Genomic DNA, 14,508 nt, shown 5'->3' on the forward strand with positions numbered 1-14,508 from the left:
TTTCCGGGTAGCCACCATGGCCACCCGGAGCTCAGTCTCAGCCGTTCTGTTGCGGCAGGGTGAAACCTTCCACCGAGTGGCTCATTTCCTCGGCCAGTTTGGCCAGCTCGCCAATGTTGCGGGCAGTAACCGTGGTGCCGGCAGAGGTCTGCGAGGTGATTTCCTGAATCACGTTCATGGTGTTGGAAATATGACCGGCAGAGGAGGACTGCTGGCGCGCCGCGTTGGAAATGTTCTGGATCAGGGCCGCCAGGGTGGTGGATACCTTCTCGATCTCTTCCAGTGCCACACCCGCATCCTGGGCCAGTCGTGCACCACGCACCACTTCGGAGGTGGTCTGCTCCATCGAGATAACCGCCTCGTTGGTGTCGGTCTGAATGGTTTTTACCAGCGCCTCGATCTGCTTGGTAGCCGCCGAGGAGCGTTCCGCAAGACGCTGTACTTCGTCCGCTACCACCGCGAAGCCTCGACCGGCATCACCAGCCATCGACGCCTGAATCGCGGCATTCAATGCAAGGATGTTGGTCTGGTCAGCAATGTCGTTGATCAGGCTTACGATATCGCCGATCTCCTGGGACGATTCACCCAGTCGCTTGATCCGCTTCGACGTGTCCTGAATCTGCTCTCGAATGGTATCCATGCCGGTGATGGTGTTCTGCACCACCTCGTTACCCTTGCCGGCAATGGCTACCGAACGCTCCGCTACCGCCGCCGATTCGGCGGCGTTGGCGGATACCTGATCGATGGACACAGCCATCTCGTTGATCGCTGCAGAAGCCCCGGCAATTTCCTGGGCCTGGTGATCAGAGGCCTCGGCCAGATGCACCGCAGTATCCTGGGTTTCCTGGGCAGCCCGGGTCACCTGTACCGCTGTCTGGTTGATGGTCTGTACCAGTGCACGCAGCTGGTCGATCGAGTAGTTGATGGAGTCGGCGATGGCGCCGGTAAAATCCTCGGTTACCGTCGCTTCTGCGGTCAGGTCACCGTCCGCGAGGTCGGCAATTTCGTCGAGCAGTCGCAGAATCGCTGACTGGTTACGCTCGTTGCGCTCGGCCGATTCGATCAGGCGGGAACGGGTTTCACGACTCAACTGCAAACCGATCAGCACAATACTGAGCAGCGCCGCTACCGCCAGCACATAACCGAGCAGGGTATTGATCCAACGACCCTCGGCACGTACCTGCAGGCTGTCGGACAGCGCCGACAGGCTGTCGAGTACCAGCTGGGAGTCTGTGAAGATATCGTTGGCGGCGGTACGCACCTGATACAGTTCGGGGGAGGTGAGCAGAATCTCTTCTACCGATTCGGATACGAAAGCGAACAGCTCGGCAATTTCCTGCAGACGAATCAGTGCTTCGTCATCGGTTACCTGACCAATATTCGCCGCAGGATTGCCCTGCAACATACCCTGCAGAACGCGACCGAAAAGACTTGCGTCACGGCCGAAGCTCTCGGCTGCCATTACCGCATCGGTGTCACCTGCCAGTACCCGGTTTACCGAACCGAGAATACGCTCGGCCAGCAGTGACTGACGCTGGGCGATGGCGACCTGGTCGACCGGCGCACCGGACTCGATCAGCACCTCGACCACCTCTTCATATTCAACCTGCAACTGGGGCACTGTATCGGCAAGGGTACGTGCCACTTCATGCAGGCCAAGAACCGTGTCACGGCTGCTGACAATGGCATCGGCATTGCGGCGCATGCGATTCCACAGTTGATCCACGCCCTCGACCTGCGGGGCCAGTTGCTGCGGAACCGGTGGCAGACCGGTTTCCTCGCGGCCCTGGGTCAGGTAGTCCCAGCGCAACTGGAAATCGTTTCGCGAAGCCTGCAGCAGATCAAAGGCCTGCGGTGTACCTGTTGCCGCTTCGGTAGCGGATGTCGCGGCCTGCTGTGACAGTACCCGCAGCTCACCGACATGACCCGCATATTCGGTGTCATTGTTGCTCTGGATGTTCACATACACGAAGTTGATGAACAGCAGCAGCAATGAAAGGATCAGCAGCGCGAACAGTCCGGTGACCGTTCTGTTGCTGAACATGGTGGCAATCAACTGTTTGTCGAGCTTTTTCATCATCTGGCCCCTGCCTGGCCTACCACATGGTCTTGTTGTTTGACTCGGTTTGCCGCGCCATCAGCGACGGCGGCCACTGTTGATCAGACGGCGACATCAAGAAATGCCTGATCACGGGCCAGAGCCCGAAAGTTGAAGACGTGCACAGGCGGACGGTCATCCAGCAGATAACCGCCCACCACAAAAGGTTCGATGTCGGCCGGCAACGTCTGGGCGCCCAGCCGGAAGCCGCTTACCGGGAAATGCTGCATGCCCAGTAACTGGTCAACCAGCAAACCGACAAACAGGTCATCGCGATCAAGCACCAGTACTCGCCGCTGCTTGCGCGGAGTCACCACAGAACTGGAAAAGAAGCGAGCAAGATCAACAACCGGCAGCAGACGGCCACGCACGTTGGCCACGCCACGTACCCAACCTTTAACCCGGGGTAGCGGCGTATATCGTGGCTCATGGAGTATTTCACTGACCTCGCCCATAGCCGCGACAAAGTCGCAGCCTGCCAGGCGAAAGCCGATCCCGCTCCAGGTTTCGGACAGCTGCTCCTGAGCCGGAAGACCGGCGGCCTGACGCCGACACTGTCCGGCCAACGCCTTGAGCAGGTCGAAGGGATGTACTGTCTGTGTCATGCCGTCCCTGTTCTGATTGTTATGCGGCAGCAAGTAAGTGTGGCTCAGCTGGCCAGAACGCCCTTGAGCGTACTGATCAGCACAGCTTCGTCAACCGGCTTGGTCAGATAGTCTCGGGCACCCTGACGCTTACCCCAGACCCGGTCGGTTTCCTGATCCTTGGTAGTCACGATGATCACCGGGATCTGGGCAGTTTCCGGATCCTTGGTCAGCTGGCGGGTCGCCTGAAAGCCGTTCAGTCCAGGCATGACAATGTCCATCAGCACCGCGTCTGGCTTTTCGGCACGCGCCAGGGCAACGCCATCGGCTCCGTTCTCGGCCTTCAGTACCTGATGACCGTGCTTTTCCAGCATGCCGGTGAGCTTGTACAGCTCGGTCGGCGAATCGTCGACAACCAGAATTCTGGCCATGTATGTTCTCCCCGCAAAATGAAATATACGCGCAGGAATCAGGCCTGCACGTCTGCCGATTGGGCTTGGGCACCGGACTGCTTGACGTGGGTACGGATGGCGCCAAGCAGCTCCTCCTTGCTGAACGGCTTGGTCAGGTACTGGTCAGAACCGACGATGCGCCCCTTGGCCTTGTCAAACAGGCCATCCTTGCTCGAGAGCATGATGACCGGCGTGGAGCGGAACGCGCTGTTGTTCTTGATCAGCGCACAGGTCTGATAGCCATCCAGGCGCGGCATCATGATATCGACAAAGATGATGTCCGGATGATTGTCAGCGATCTTGGCCAGCGCATCGAAGCCATCGACTGCAGTGATCACCGAGCAGCCAACCTTGGTCAGCAATGTTTCGGCAGTTCGACGGATGGTCTTGCTGTCATCAATGACCATCACCTTCAGGCTCTCGAAATTTTCTTCCATAACACCAGCCCTTTTATTAATTGTGGCGCGCAGCCATCCCGATGCTATCGGGCGCTGCCAATCCCTTTGCGGCTACTTTTAACACAGTTTTTGCAGCCAATCCATAAAGCAACTCCTGTTCGCGCAAGCCTGCCCTTTTACCTGCTGTGGCGCAAGGGTACACTCGGCCCACACTGAATTGTGCACTGGAATCTGCTCATGCGAACCCGCCTTGGCATCGTCATGGATCCGATCGACCGGATCAGCTACAAGAAAGACAGCTCGCTGGCCATGTTGCTGGCCGCCAGCCAGCGCGACTTTGAACTCTTTTACATGGAGCCGCAGGACCTGTATCTGGCCGACGGCCGGGCCATGGGTTGCATGGCGCCACTGCAGGTACATGCCGACCCGCAGCACTGGTTCGACCTGGGGCCTCAGTCCAGACAACCGCTTGCCGACCTGGATATCCTGCTGATGCGCAAGGATCCGCCGTTCGACAACGAGTTCCTCTATGCCACCCACATTCTTGAAGCCGCCGAGCGGGAAGGCCTGCTGGTGGTGAATCGCCCGGCCAGCCTGCGCGACTGCAACGAGAAACTCTTTGCCACCCAGTTTCCGCAATGCACGCCGCCGCTGGTGGTGAGCCGCCGCGCCGATATACTGCGCGCCTTTGCCCACGAACAGCGTGATGTGATCCTCAAGCCACTGGACGGCATGGGCGGCTCGATGATCTTCCGCATCCGCGAGAACGACCCGAATCTCAGCGTGATCATCGAAACCCTGACTGACCATGGCCAACGCCAGATCATGGCCCAGCGCTACCTGCCGGAGATAGTTGCGGGTGACAAACGCATCCTGATGATCAATGGCGAACCGGTTCCCTACTGCCTGGCACGCATCCCGCAACAGGGTGAAACCCGTGGCAATCTGGCAGCCGGTGGTCGTGGCGAGGCCCGCCCGCTGAGCGAGCGCGACCGCTGGATTGCCGATCAGGTTGGTCCAACCCTGCGCGAGCGCGGTCTGCTGTTTGTGGGGCTGGACGTGATCGGCGACTACCTGACCGAAATCAACGTCACCAGCCCGACCTGCATACGCGAAATCGATGCCGCCTTTTCCACCGACATCGGCGGGCAACTGATGGACCTGCTGCAGCGAATGCTGGATGCGCGCCACAGCGACTGATCTCGACACCAGGGAGCACCCATGATCAAGGAAGGCAATACAACAGAAGCCCGTCCGGCAGACCGGCTGGGCTTTACCCTGTTCATTGCCGCAGTACTGCATGCACTGCTGATCATCGGCGTGACCTTTACCCAGCCAACTCCGGATACCCGTAGCAAGAGCCTGGAAATAACCCTGGCCACCCAGCCCAGCGAGAAACCACCGGAGCAGGCCGACTTTCTGGCGCAGCATGACCAGCAGGGAAGCGGCACACTGGATCATCAGGCCGCACCGGAAACGCCGCTGGAGAGCCCGTTCCAAAGCAGTGAGATAGCCGAAACACTGCCGCAACCGGAAGCCGCAAGCCCGCCACCAACAGAGCAGGAAAAACCGGCCATCGTCAGCAGCAGTCGACCGGCACCCGAGCAGGTTTCGCGCACACCGCCACCCACGCCTGTCGAGCCGACACCCAGCACCAGTTTCACCCTCGACTCTCTGCGAACCCAGGCCACCGAGATCGCGACACTCGAGGCACGCCTGAGCGACAGCCGTCAGGAGTATGCACGCCGACCGCGCAAGCACATCATCAACTCGGCCTCGACCATGCGTGACAAGGGCGCTTATTACAAAGAGGACTGGCGACGCAAGGTAGAACGGATCGGCAACCAGAACTACCCGGCCGAAGCCCGCAGCCAGCGCATTTATGGCAGCCTGCGCATGCTGGTATCGATCAACCGTGACGGCAGCCTGCGCGAGGTCGAAATTCTCGAATCCTCCGGTCATGCCCTGCTGGACGAAGCGGCCCTGCGTATCGTCAGGCTCGGCGCCCCCTATGCTCCCTTCACTGGCGACCTGGCCGATGTCGACATCCTTGAGATCATCCGCACCTGGCGCTTCGAACCCGGCGACCGCATGTCCAGCCGCTAGCCTGCCGGGCCTTGCCCTGCCGCTACGCAACCCCAATACTATGGGCATGAGCACACTTGAACCGACCTATCTGAAAGACCAGTTTTTGATTGCCATGCCACAAATGGCCGATCCGCGCTTTGCCCACAGTCTGATTTATCTGTGCGAGCACAATGCCGAGGGCGCCATGGGCCTGATCATCAACCAGCCCAGCGGCCTGAATCTGGGCGACGTGATGCTGCAACTGGTTCCCGATCTGGATATCGTCGGCAACACCGCCGTCCAGCCGGTGTTCAATGGCGGACCTGTACAACCGGAACGCGGCTTCGTGTTGCATGCCAATGGCCAGCCCTGGCAAGCCACGGTGGAGCTGGGTGTGCTGCAGTTGACCACCTCGCGGGACATATTGCTGGCCATGGCCCGTGGCGAAGGGCCAAACGCTGCACTACTGGCGCTCGGCTATGCCGGATGGGGCGCCGGCCAGCTGGATCAGGAGCTGGCAGACAACGTCTGGCTAAGCTGCCCGGCAGACCAGCAAATTCTCTTCAAACTGCCCGCTGACAAGCGCCTGCAAGCGGCTGCCGACAAGCTCGGTATCGACCTCAACCTGCTCAGCAGTCAGGCAGGCCACGCCTGATGGGTAACATCCGCCGCGCCCTCGGCTTCGACTATGGCACCCGCCAGATCGGCGTTGCCAATGGTCAGTCGCTGACCGGCAACGCCGAGGAACTCTGCGTGCTGCGCGCTCGCGACGGCGTACCCGACTGGGAACAGCTGGGCCGACTGATCCGTGAATGGCAACCAACTGATCTGGTGATCGGGCTGCCACTGAACATGGATGGCAGTCCCAGCGAGATGAGCGCCCGCGCCGAAAAATTCGCCCGCCGCCTGCACGGTCGTTTCAACCTGCCGGTACACATGGTCGACGAGCGGCTGTCCACCTTTGAAGCAAAATCCAGCCTGCGCGAGGCAGCCCGCTCGCCAGGCAGCTATCGTGAACAACCGGTTGACGGCCTGGCCGCAGCGCTACTGCTGCAGTCTTGGCTGGCCAGCCTTGATGAGGAAAGCGCATGACCGACCTGCCCGCCGTAGAACCCCTGCTGCAGCGATTGTCCGAAGCCTTGCCGGCCTTGCTGGCGCAGCTGGGCCGCAGCGACCCGGCACTGATCGGCATCCGCACCGGCGGCGTCTGGATCGCCAGCGAACTGCAGCGCCGCTGTCTGCCGGACGCACCGCTGGGTATCCTGGATATCGCCTTCTACCGTGACGACTTCGCGCACAACGGGCTGCCGCAGAAGGTCCAGCCCTCCGACCTGCCGTTCAGCATCGACGGCCGTCACCTGGTGCTGGTGGATGATGTACTGATGAGCGGGCGAACCATCCGCGCCGCACTCAACGAACTGTTCGACTATGGCCGGCCCGCCTCGGTAACCCTGGTCTGCCTGATCGACCTGCAGGCCCGCGAACTGCCGATCCGCGCCGACGTGCTGGGCGCCAGCCTGCAACTGCCGGCCGGTCAGCGGCTCAAGCTGAGCGGTCCGCAACCGCTGCAATTCAACCTGATCTCCCACCCCACTGCCTGAGACGCCCATGAGCCAGACACCTGCCCATCTGCAACTCAACGATCAGGGTCAGCTGCGCCACTTCCTGACCATCGAAGGTCTGTCGCAGGCACTGCTGACCGAAGTGCTGGATACCGCCGACTCCTTCCTCGAAGTGGGCGAGCGGGCGGTGAAGAAGGTACCGCTGCTGCGCGGCAAAACCGTCTGCAACGTGTTCTTCGAGAACTCCACGCGCACCCGCACCACCTTCGAGCTGGCGGCCAAGCGACTGTCCGCCGACGTGCTCAACCTGAACATCGCCACCTCCTCGACCAGCAAGGGCGAGACCCTGTACGACACCATGCAAAACCTCGAGGCGATGGCCGCCGACATGTTCGTGGTGCGCCATGGCGATTCCGGGGCGGCGCACTTTATCGCCGAACGGGTCTGCCCACAGGTTGCGGTGATCAATGCCGGCGACGGCAACCACGCCCATCCGACCCAGGCGATGCTCGACATGCTGACCATCCGCCGTCATCGCGGGGATTTCAGCGGCCTCTCGGTGGCTATCGTCGGCGACATATTGCACTCGCGGGTGGCCCGCTCGAACATGCTGGCGCTGAAAACCCTGGGCTGCCCGGACATCCGCGTGATCGCCCCGCGCACCCTGCTGCCAGCCGGCATCGAAGACTATGGTGTGCGGGTGTTCAATGACCTGCGCACCGGTCTGCGTGATGTCGATGTGGTGATCATGCTGCGCCTGCAGAAGGAGCGCATGCAGAGCGGACTGCTGCCCAGTGAGGGCGAGTTCTACCGACTCTACGGGCTGACCTCGGAGACCCTGGCGCTGGCGCGGCCGGACGCTCTGGTAATGCACCCCGGTCCGATCAATCGCGGGGTGGAAATCGAATCTTCGGTGGCCGACGGACCGCAGTCGGTGATTCTCAATCAGGTGACCTACGGCATTGCCGTGCGCATGGCCGTGATGTCGATGGCCATGACCGGACAGACCAGCCAGCGCCAGCTCAACCAGGAAAGCCCGTAACATGCGACTGACCATTGAAGGAGCGCGGGTCATCGACCCGGCCAGCCAGCTTGACCAGATCACTGACCTGCATATCGACGACGGCCGCCTGCTGGCCATGGGGCCGGCCCCAGAAGGCTTCCGTGCCGACCAGCGCATCGATGCCCGTGGCCTGATTGCCGCCCCCGGCCTGGTCGACCTGAACGCCTCCCTGCGCGAGCCCGGACAAACACGCAAGGGCACTATAGCCAGCGAGACCCGCGCCGCTGCTGCCGGCGGGGTCACCAGTCTGTGCTGCCAGCCGGACACCCGACCGGTACTCGACACCCCGGCAGTGGCCGAGCTGGTTCTTGACCGCAGTGAACGCGCCGGTCAATGCCGGGTTTTTCCGATCGGCGCACTGACCCGCAATCTGGACGGTGAACATCTCAGCGAGCTGGTGGCACTGCGTGACGCCGGCTGCATGGCCTTTACCCAGGGACTGGCGTCAATGAGCAGCAACCGCCTGCTGCGCCGTGCACTGGAGTACGCGGCGGGCGCCGACCTGCAGCTGATCTTCACCCCGCAGGACCCCGGTCTCGCCGAAGGCGGTCTGGCCCACGAAGGTCCGACAGCCACCCGTCTGGGCCTGACCGGCATTCCGGAAAGTGCGGAAACCGTGGCCCTGGCCCGCGACCTGTTGCTGGTCGAGCAGACCGGTGTACGCGCGCACTTCAGTGGCCTGACCAGCGCCCGCTCGATGGATATGCTGGCTGACGCCAAGGCGCGAGGCCTGGCCGTTACCGCCGATGTAGCCATGTACCAGTTGCTGCTGTGCGACGAGGATCTGGCCGGCTTCTCCAGCCTCTACCATGTGCTGCCACCGCTGCGCAGCAGTGCCGACCGCCGCGCCCTGCGCCAGGCAGTGCAGACGGGGCTGGTCGAGGCGATCGCCTCGCACCACCGGCCCCATGAACCCGAAGCCAAGCGTGTCCCCTTCGCGGCGTCCGAACCCGGTATCAGCAGTATTGAAGTGCTATTGCCGATGGCCCTGACCCTGGTCGCCGATGGCCTGCTGGAACTGCCGGCCCTGCTGGCGCGCCTGACCAGCGGCCCGGCAGGTGCGCTACGCCTGCCAGCCGGTCGCCTGGAGCCTGGCTCAATCGCCGACATTGTACTGTTCGACCCGGCTGCCGCCAGCCTGATCGGCGAGCACTGGCTGTCGCGCGGCGACAACTGCCCGCTGCGGGGTCTGGGTACGCCGGGCCGAGTGACCCATACAATCTGTCAGGGAAAACTGGTATACCAGTACCAGCCGGGCTGACACCGGCGCTACAGCTCAACTTGCGGACGGACAGGCAACATGGCGGCTTTCGGATTGCGCGGCAAATCCCTGCTGGCACTGGCACTGGTGTGCCTGCTGGCAATCATCCCGGCGGCACTGGTCGGCTGGCTGGTCCTGCAGGGCATCCACCAGCACTTCGGCGACGCCTATGCACGCAATGCCACCCTGCTGCAGCGCGAGCGCATCTATGCGCCCATTTCCCGCGAGCTGGCCCTGTCGCTGCGCTTTGCCAACTCTGAGGTGACCCGTCAGTGGTTACTGGACGAGAGCAGCGCAGACAAGCGCGCACTGTTCTTCCGTGAGGCCGAGGGCTACCGTCAGGACTTCCGCGACCACGCCTACTTTCTGGTGAATGCCGAGTCCTTCAATTACTACTTCAACAGTGATGCCGAGCCCGTCAATGACCAGCCGCGCTACCAGTTGCGCGAAGGCAACCCGGATGACCGCTGGTTCTTCAGCAGCCTGAGCAACCCGCAGCCGTTCAACATCAACGTCGATGCCAACCCGCAACTGCAGACCACCAAGGTCTGGTTCAATATCTTCGTACAGGACCGGCAGCAGCGAGTGATTGGTTTGGCCGGTTCCGGCCTGGATCTGTCCGGCTTTATCCGCGACTTCATCAGCAGTGCCGAGCCCGGCGTCAGTCCGATGATCGTCAGTGCGGATGGCGCCATCCAGGCCCATCAGGACAACAACCTCATTGCGCTCAACTCGGGCGCCGACAGCGCCAGTCTGACCGAGTCGGATACCCTGTTCGGACTGCTTGGAAGCAGTGCCGAACGCGATCAATTGCGCCAGCAGCTGCTGGCCTTGCGCGACACACCCGGTAGCGTCACCAGCCTGCCGGTTCAGCTGGACGGACGCGACCAGTTGCTGGCCGCCAGCTATATCCCGGAGCTCGACTGGTATGTGGTGAATGCCATCGACCTGCGCGCCGCTCGGGTAATCGACAGCAGCTGGCTGTTGCCGATCCTTGGCATCCTGTTGCTGCTGATGCTGGCACTGATCCTGTTGTTCGCCCTGACCATCGAGCGGCTGCTGCTGCGCCCGCTGCAACAACTCAAGCAGGGCGCCCTGGCGCTCGCCGCCGGACGCTACGACGTGCGCCTGCCGAGCAGCCGGAAAGACGAAATCGGCGAGCTCAGCCAGGCCTTCGGCAGCATGGCAGGGCGCATCCGCGAGCACACCGAACAGCTGGAACAGCGGGTGCATGAGCGTACCCATGAGCTGGAGCAGGCCAACCGCGAAATGGCCGCCGCGCACAAGAAGATCGGCGACTCAATCGACTATGCCAGCCTGATCCAGCGCTCGATCCTGCCGGACCGCGACCTGCTGCGCCACCTGGGCGAACACCACGCAGTGCTGTGGAAGCCCCGCGATGTGGTGGGTGGTGATTTCTACATCTTCCGCAATCAGGATCAGGGCTGCCTGCTGGGCGTGGTCGACTGTGCCGGACACGGCGTACCCGGTGCGCTGATGACCATGCTCGCGCATGCCACCCTGGATCAGGCCATCAGTGACTGTGGCGCAGAAGACCCGGCGGCCATACTGGCGCGCAGCGACGACATCATCCGGCATATGCTCGGCGACAGCCCGGAAGCCCGGGTACTGGCCACCAATATGGATGTCGGTCTGGTCTGGGTCGACCGAGCAGCACGCCAACTGGTTTTTGCCGGTGCCAAGATTGCCCTGTATTACAGTGATGGCCAGCAGGTCGAATGCCTGCCGGCCGGTAAACGACCGATTGCCGGCAAGCGCCCCGGCCAATACCAGAACCAGCAGCTGGCACTGGAGCCGCAGCATACCTACTACCTGTGTACCGATGGCTTCCTTGATCAGGCTGGCGGCGAGCAGGGTTACGGTTTCGGCAACAACCGCTTTGCGCAGATGCTGCGTACCCATGCCAGCTTGCCACTGGCCGAACAAAGCGCCGCCTTTGCCGCGACCCTGGCCGACTACCAGGGCGACTATCCGCAGCGCGACGACATTACCATGCTATGCTTTCGCTACGATTGACTGGCGCAAGCACGCCATTTCAGGTCTTTTCGAGGATTTCCGATGCAGCAGCTTGATCTTTACGCCCTGCGCGAGCAGTTCAACCAACGGCAGATACTGCTGTGCTTCAACGGCCCCATCTCGCGCAGTCTGATCGAGGAAATCGGCAACGCCTTGCGCAATTACCTGAGCGCCGAGGATGCGCCCCCGTCAGCGGCGATGGACGTCTTTGCGGTGTATATCGAAATGACCCAGAACATTCGCCACTACAGCCGCGACAAGGGCTGGAGCGAGCAGGAATCCAGCGCCACCGTGATTGTTTCCCGCGATGATCAGGGGCGTTACGTGGTATCCGCTGGCAATCTGGTCGATACCGCCGACGGCGAACAGATGCTGGCCTCTGTGCACTCGCTGGCCGGACTGGACAAGGTCCAGCTAAAGGCAGCCTACAAAGAGCAGCTGCGCCGTCCGCGTGATGCGGAAAAGGTCAGCGGCGCCGGCCTTGGCCTGATCGATATTGCCCGCAAGTCCAGCGAACCGCTGCAAGCCTCCCTGCAAACCCTTACAGAAGGCCGCAGCTTCCTCAGCCTGCGTGCCGTGATCTGATCAACAAGAGCCATGACCATGAGTGATCTGTCCATCCCCGCCACCCAGTCCACACCCGAGATCCGTACCGATCTGGGCAACGGCAAGGTGTTCATGCAGGGTGACTCCTACCCGGAAAATTCCTACGAACTGTTCAACCAGTTGATCGAATGGATTGAACAGTTTCTGTCCGCCGACAGCCGACCGTTGCATATGGAGCTACGCCTGCTGTACCTGAACACCAGCAGCATCAAGGTGATGATGGATATTTTCGACATCTTCGAGCAGGCACATCAGGACGGCCGCAGGGTGTCTGTGCAATGGCTGTACGACCAGCGCAACGAACGCGTTGCCGAGCTCGCCGAAGAGTTCCGTGAGGACTGCAGCTTCCCCTTCGACATCACCAGCGAAGTGGCTGCCTGACATGTCAAGATCGAGCCATGTAAAGCTCGAGGAGCAGATTACTGCCCTGCTGGACAGCGATGAGCAGCAGGGCAATCCGCTCTACCCCTTGCTGAGCGAACTCTGGGAGGTCCATCAGGAACTGGCGCGACGCATCGACCGTATCAGTCATATCTCCGATGCCTACCAGAGCCTGGCCAAAGAGCGCGAACAAAGCCTGAGCGAGCGGGTAAACAAACAATTGCGGCAACTGGAAAAGGTCGCGCGTATTTCCGACCGCTACCAGAAAATGATGCGCGATCTGAATATCGCCCTGCACGAAGCCTCAACCCACGACCCGCTGACCGGTCTGGGCAACCGTCGTCTGCTGATCGAACGACTCAAGGAAGAAAGCGAACGCGCCCGGCGCAACGGACACAGTTTTTCTGTGGCCATGCTGGATATCGACCATTTCAAGCGAATCAACGACCAGTATGGTCATGAGGTAGGCGACAAGGTGCTGACCGAGGTGGCCCGCGTACTGGATGCGGAAATTCGTGAGGCAGACCTGTGCGGGCGCTGGGGCGGTGAAGAGTTCATCATACTGCTACCGGAAACCACAGCCTTCGACGCACAGCAAGTGATCGAACGGGTGCGTGAGGCAGTGCTTCACCTGCACCTGCACGTCAACGCCGAGAATTTCAGCCTGAGTATCAGTGCGGGCATCGCTGCCCACCACATCGGCAACAGCTACTCGGAAACCGTCAACCGTGCCGACGGCGCCCTGCTGCAGGCCAAGCAACAGGGACGCAACCTGTGTCGGGTAGCCGCTGACCACCCCGCCTGACCCGTCTCTCAGCGGCGCAGACGCGCCTCCTCCTCGTCCAGTTCCAGCGAAAAGCCGCCGCCCTTGTTCATCAGGTGCTTGCCGTCGGTTTCCGAAGCCAGCTTGATCATCAGACGCAGGTCGTTGGCCGAATCGGCATGTGACAGCGCGTCCTCGTAGGTAATCTCGCCATCGCTGTAAAGCCTGAACAGGGCCTGATCGAAAGTCTGCATACCCAATTCGTTGGAGCGCGCCATCAACGGCTTGAGCTCATGCACCTCACCCTTGCGGATGATGTCGGCAGCCAGCGGGGTATTCAGCAGCACCTCGATGGCAGCGCGGCGCCCCTTGCCGTCCGGTGTTGGCAGCAACTGCTGGGCAACGATGCCCTTGAGGTTCAGCGACAAGTCCATCCACACCTGCTGGTGCATGTCCGTGGGGAAGAAGTGGATGATCCGGTCCAGCGCCTGGTTGGCATTGTTGGCGTGCAGGGTCGCCAGACACAGGTGGCCGGTTTCGGCAAAGGCTACCGCATGCTCCATGGTCTCGCGGGTTCGCACCTCGCCGATCAGAATCACATCGGGCGCCTGGCGCAGGGTGTTTTTCAGCGCCACTTCGAAGGAATCGGTATCGATACCAACCTCACGCTGGGTGATGATGCAGCCCTGGTGCTGATGGATAAACTCGATCGGATCTTCAATGGAAATGATATGACCGGTGGAATTGCGGTTACGATGACCGATCATCGCCGCCAGCGAGGTGGACTTACCGGTGCCGGTGGCGCCAACAAAGATCACCAGCCCACGCTTGGTCATCGACAGCGTCTTGATCACCTCCGGCAGGCGCAGATCGTCAACCGTGGGAATGGTGGTCTCGATACGCCGCAGCACCATACCGACCAGATTGCGCTGGTAGAAGGCGCTGACGCGGAAGCGGCCAATGCCGCGCGCACTGATGGCAAAGTTGCATTCACGCTTTTCGGAAAACTCGCGACGCTGAGCCTCGGTCATCACACCCAGTACGGTTTCGCGGGTCTGCTCCGGCGACAGCGGCGCCTTGGTCACCGGCAACAACCTGCCATGCACCTTCATGCTCGGCGCCACACCGGCAGTAATGAACAGATCCGATGCGCCTTTCTCGACCATCAGTCGCAGCAGCTTGTCAAACTCCATGATGTTCCTCTTGTATCCCTGGTGCGACAGATGTGCCGCTGTC

The 14,508-nt window shown here is 61.4% G+C and carries 16 protein-coding genes; 11 read left to right on the forward strand and 5 right to left on the reverse strand.

Annotation, left to right across the window (positions count from 1 at the left end; translation table 11 throughout):
- Positions 1–37: 37 nt before the first annotated feature.
- The 4 genes from BMZ23_RS08985 to BMZ23_RS09000 all read right to left on the reverse strand — a co-directional run bounded on the left by BMZ23_RS08985 (position 38) and on the right by BMZ23_RS09000 (position 3,571).
- Entirely contained in the window at positions 38–2,077 is a 2,040-nt protein-coding gene (locus tag BMZ23_RS08985) for a methyl-accepting chemotaxis protein (RefSeq protein ID WP_093475919.1), read from the reverse strand.
- 83 nt (positions 2,078–2,160) lie between these two features.
- On the reverse strand, positions 2,161–2,703 hold the full coding sequence (locus tag BMZ23_RS08990; protein ID WP_093475747.1) for a chemotaxis protein CheW: 543 nt from the start codon (positions 2,701–2,703) through the stop codon (positions 2,161–2,163).
- 44 nt (positions 2,704–2,747) lie between these two features.
- The gene (gene pilH / locus BMZ23_RS08995) at positions 2,748–3,113 is read right to left on the reverse strand and encodes a twitching motility response regulator PilH (protein ID WP_093475750.1); all 366 of its coding nucleotides are present in this window, start codon (positions 3,111–3,113) and stop codon (positions 2,748–2,750) included.
- A gap of 38 nt (positions 3,114–3,151) precedes the next feature.
- Entirely contained in the window at positions 3,152–3,571 is a 420-nt protein-coding gene (locus tag BMZ23_RS09000; RefSeq protein WP_093475753.1) for a response regulator, read from the reverse strand.
- A 198-nt stretch (positions 3,572–3,769) separates the two neighbouring features.
- Between BMZ23_RS09000 and gshB the strand changes: the two genes are divergently transcribed.
- The 11 genes from gshB to siaD are packed head-to-tail and all read left to right on the forward strand — an operon-like array spanning position 3,770 to position 13,314.
- A complete protein-coding gene (gene gshB, locus BMZ23_RS09005) occupies positions 3,770–4,732 on the forward strand; it encodes a glutathione synthase (RefSeq protein ID WP_093475756.1) in 963 nt (320 codons plus the stop codon).
- Positions 4,733–4,753: 21 nt separating this feature from the next.
- Positions 4,754–5,638, forward strand: a complete 885-nt coding sequence (locus tag BMZ23_RS09010) for an energy transducer TonB (protein WP_093475759.1) — start codon at positions 4,754–4,756, stop codon at positions 5,636–5,638.
- 46 nt (positions 5,639–5,684) lie between these two features.
- Positions 5,685–6,254 carry a YqgE/AlgH family protein gene (locus BMZ23_RS09015; protein ID WP_093475922.1) on the forward strand — a complete coding sequence of 190 codons (570 nt, stop codon included), beginning with the start codon at positions 5,685–5,687 and terminating at the stop codon, positions 6,252–6,254.
- Positions 6,254–6,691: a Holliday junction resolvase RuvX gene (gene ruvX, locus BMZ23_RS09020; RefSeq protein WP_093475762.1), complete on the forward strand. Its 438-nt coding sequence runs from the start codon at positions 6,254–6,256 to the stop codon at positions 6,689–6,691. The genes BMZ23_RS09015 and ruvX overlap by 1 nt, the downstream gene beginning before the upstream one ends.
- On the forward strand, positions 6,688–7,200 hold the full coding sequence (pyrR, locus tag BMZ23_RS09025; RefSeq protein WP_093475765.1) for a bifunctional pyr operon transcriptional regulator/uracil phosphoribosyltransferase PyrR: 513 nt from the start codon (positions 6,688–6,690) through the stop codon (positions 7,198–7,200). Before ruvX ends, pyrR begins: the two co-directional genes overlap by 4 nt.
- 7 nt (positions 7,201–7,207) lie before the next feature.
- Positions 7,208–8,203: an aspartate carbamoyltransferase catalytic subunit gene (locus tag BMZ23_RS09030; protein WP_093475768.1), complete on the forward strand. Its 996-nt coding sequence runs from the start codon at positions 7,208–7,210 to the stop codon at positions 8,201–8,203.
- Between the two features lies 1 nt (position 8,204).
- Positions 8,205–9,485, forward strand: coding sequence for a dihydroorotase (locus BMZ23_RS09035; RefSeq protein ID WP_093475771.1), 1,281 nt, complete (start codon positions 8,205–8,207; stop codon positions 9,483–9,485).
- 39 nt (positions 9,486–9,524) lie between these two features.
- Positions 9,525–11,522 carry a biofilm regulation protein phosphatase SiaA gene (siaA, locus tag BMZ23_RS09040; protein WP_093475774.1) on the forward strand — a complete coding sequence of 666 codons (1,998 nt, stop codon included), beginning with the start codon at positions 9,525–9,527 and terminating at the stop codon, positions 11,520–11,522.
- 42 nt (positions 11,523–11,564) lie between these two features.
- Positions 11,565–12,107 carry a biofilm regulation protein kinase SiaB gene (siaB, locus tag BMZ23_RS09045; protein WP_093475777.1) on the forward strand — a complete coding sequence of 181 codons (543 nt, stop codon included), beginning with the start codon at positions 11,565–11,567 and terminating at the stop codon, positions 12,105–12,107.
- 18 nt (positions 12,108–12,125) lie between these two features.
- A complete protein-coding gene (siaC, locus tag BMZ23_RS09050) occupies positions 12,126–12,509 on the forward strand; it encodes a biofilm regulation phosphoprotein SiaC (protein WP_093475781.1) in 384 nt (127 codons plus the stop codon).
- 1 nt (position 12,510) lies between these two features.
- Entirely contained in the window at positions 12,511–13,314 is an 804-nt protein-coding gene (gene siaD, locus BMZ23_RS09055) for a biofilm regulation diguanylate cyclase SiaD (RefSeq protein WP_093475783.1), read from the forward strand.
- Between the two features lie 8 nt (positions 13,315–13,322).
- Here siaD and BMZ23_RS09060 read toward each other — a convergent pair whose 3' ends face one another.
- On the reverse strand, positions 13,323–14,465 hold the full coding sequence (locus BMZ23_RS09060) for a PilT/PilU family type 4a pilus ATPase (RefSeq protein WP_093475786.1): 1,143 nt from the start codon (positions 14,463–14,465) through the stop codon (positions 13,323–13,325).
- Positions 14,466–14,508: the final 43 nt, after the last annotated feature.

This window comes from Halopseudomonas yangmingensis (genome assembly GCF_900114825.1).
Classification (GTDB): Bacteria; Pseudomonadota; Gammaproteobacteria; order Pseudomonadales; family Pseudomonadaceae; genus Halopseudomonas; species Halopseudomonas yangmingensis.

Excerpts from the sequence above, each read along its gene's own strand:
- pilH (WP_093475750.1), bottom strand. The coding sequence starts at position 3,113 with ATGGCCAGAATTCTGGTTGTCGACGATTCGCCGACCGAGCTGTACAAG.
- BMZ23_RS08990 (WP_093475747.1), bottom strand. The coding sequence starts at position 2,703 with ATGACACAGACAGTACATCCCTTCGACCTGCTCAAGGCGTTGGCCGGA.
- BMZ23_RS09015 (WP_093475922.1), top strand. The coding sequence starts at position 5,685 with ATGAGCACACTTGAACCGACCTATCTGAAAGACCAGTTTTTGATTGCC.
- pyrR (WP_093475765.1), top strand. The coding sequence starts at position 6,688 with ATGACCGACCTGCCCGCCGTAGAACCCCTGCTGCAGCGATTGTCCGAA.
- BMZ23_RS09030 (WP_093475768.1), top strand. The coding sequence starts at position 7,208 with ATGAGCCAGACACCTGCCCATCTGCAACTCAACGATCAGGGTCAGCTG.
- BMZ23_RS09060 (WP_093475786.1), bottom strand. The coding sequence starts at position 14,465 with ATGGAGTTTGACAAGCTGCTGCGACTGATGGTCGAGAAAGGCGCATCG.
- gshB (WP_093475756.1), top strand. The coding sequence starts at position 3,770 with ATGCGAACCCGCCTTGGCATCGTCATGGATCCGATCGACCGGATCAGC.
- siaC (WP_093475781.1), top strand. The coding sequence starts at position 12,126 with ATGAGTGATCTGTCCATCCCCGCCACCCAGTCCACACCCGAGATCCGT.
- siaA (WP_093475774.1), top strand. The coding sequence starts at position 9,525 with ATGGCGGCTTTCGGATTGCGCGGCAAATCCCTGCTGGCACTGGCACTG.
- siaB (WP_093475777.1), top strand. The coding sequence starts at position 11,565 with ATGCAGCAGCTTGATCTTTACGCCCTGCGCGAGCAGTTCAACCAACGG.
- ruvX (WP_093475762.1), top strand. The coding sequence starts at position 6,254 with ATGGGTAACATCCGCCGCGCCCTCGGCTTCGACTATGGCACCCGCCAG.
- BMZ23_RS09000 (WP_093475753.1), bottom strand. The coding sequence starts at position 3,571 with ATGGAAGAAAATTTCGAGAGCCTGAAGGTGATGGTCATTGATGACAGC.
- siaD (WP_093475783.1), top strand. The coding sequence starts at position 12,511 with ATGTCAAGATCGAGCCATGTAAAGCTCGAGGAGCAGATTACTGCCCTG.
- BMZ23_RS09035 (WP_093475771.1), top strand. The coding sequence starts at position 8,205 with ATGCGACTGACCATTGAAGGAGCGCGGGTCATCGACCCGGCCAGCCAG.
- BMZ23_RS08985 (WP_093475919.1), bottom strand. The coding sequence starts at position 2,077 with ATGAAAAAGCTCGACAAACAGTTGATTGCCACCATGTTCAGCAACAGA.
- BMZ23_RS09010 (WP_093475759.1), top strand. The coding sequence starts at position 4,754 with ATGATCAAGGAAGGCAATACAACAGAAGCCCGTCCGGCAGACCGGCTG.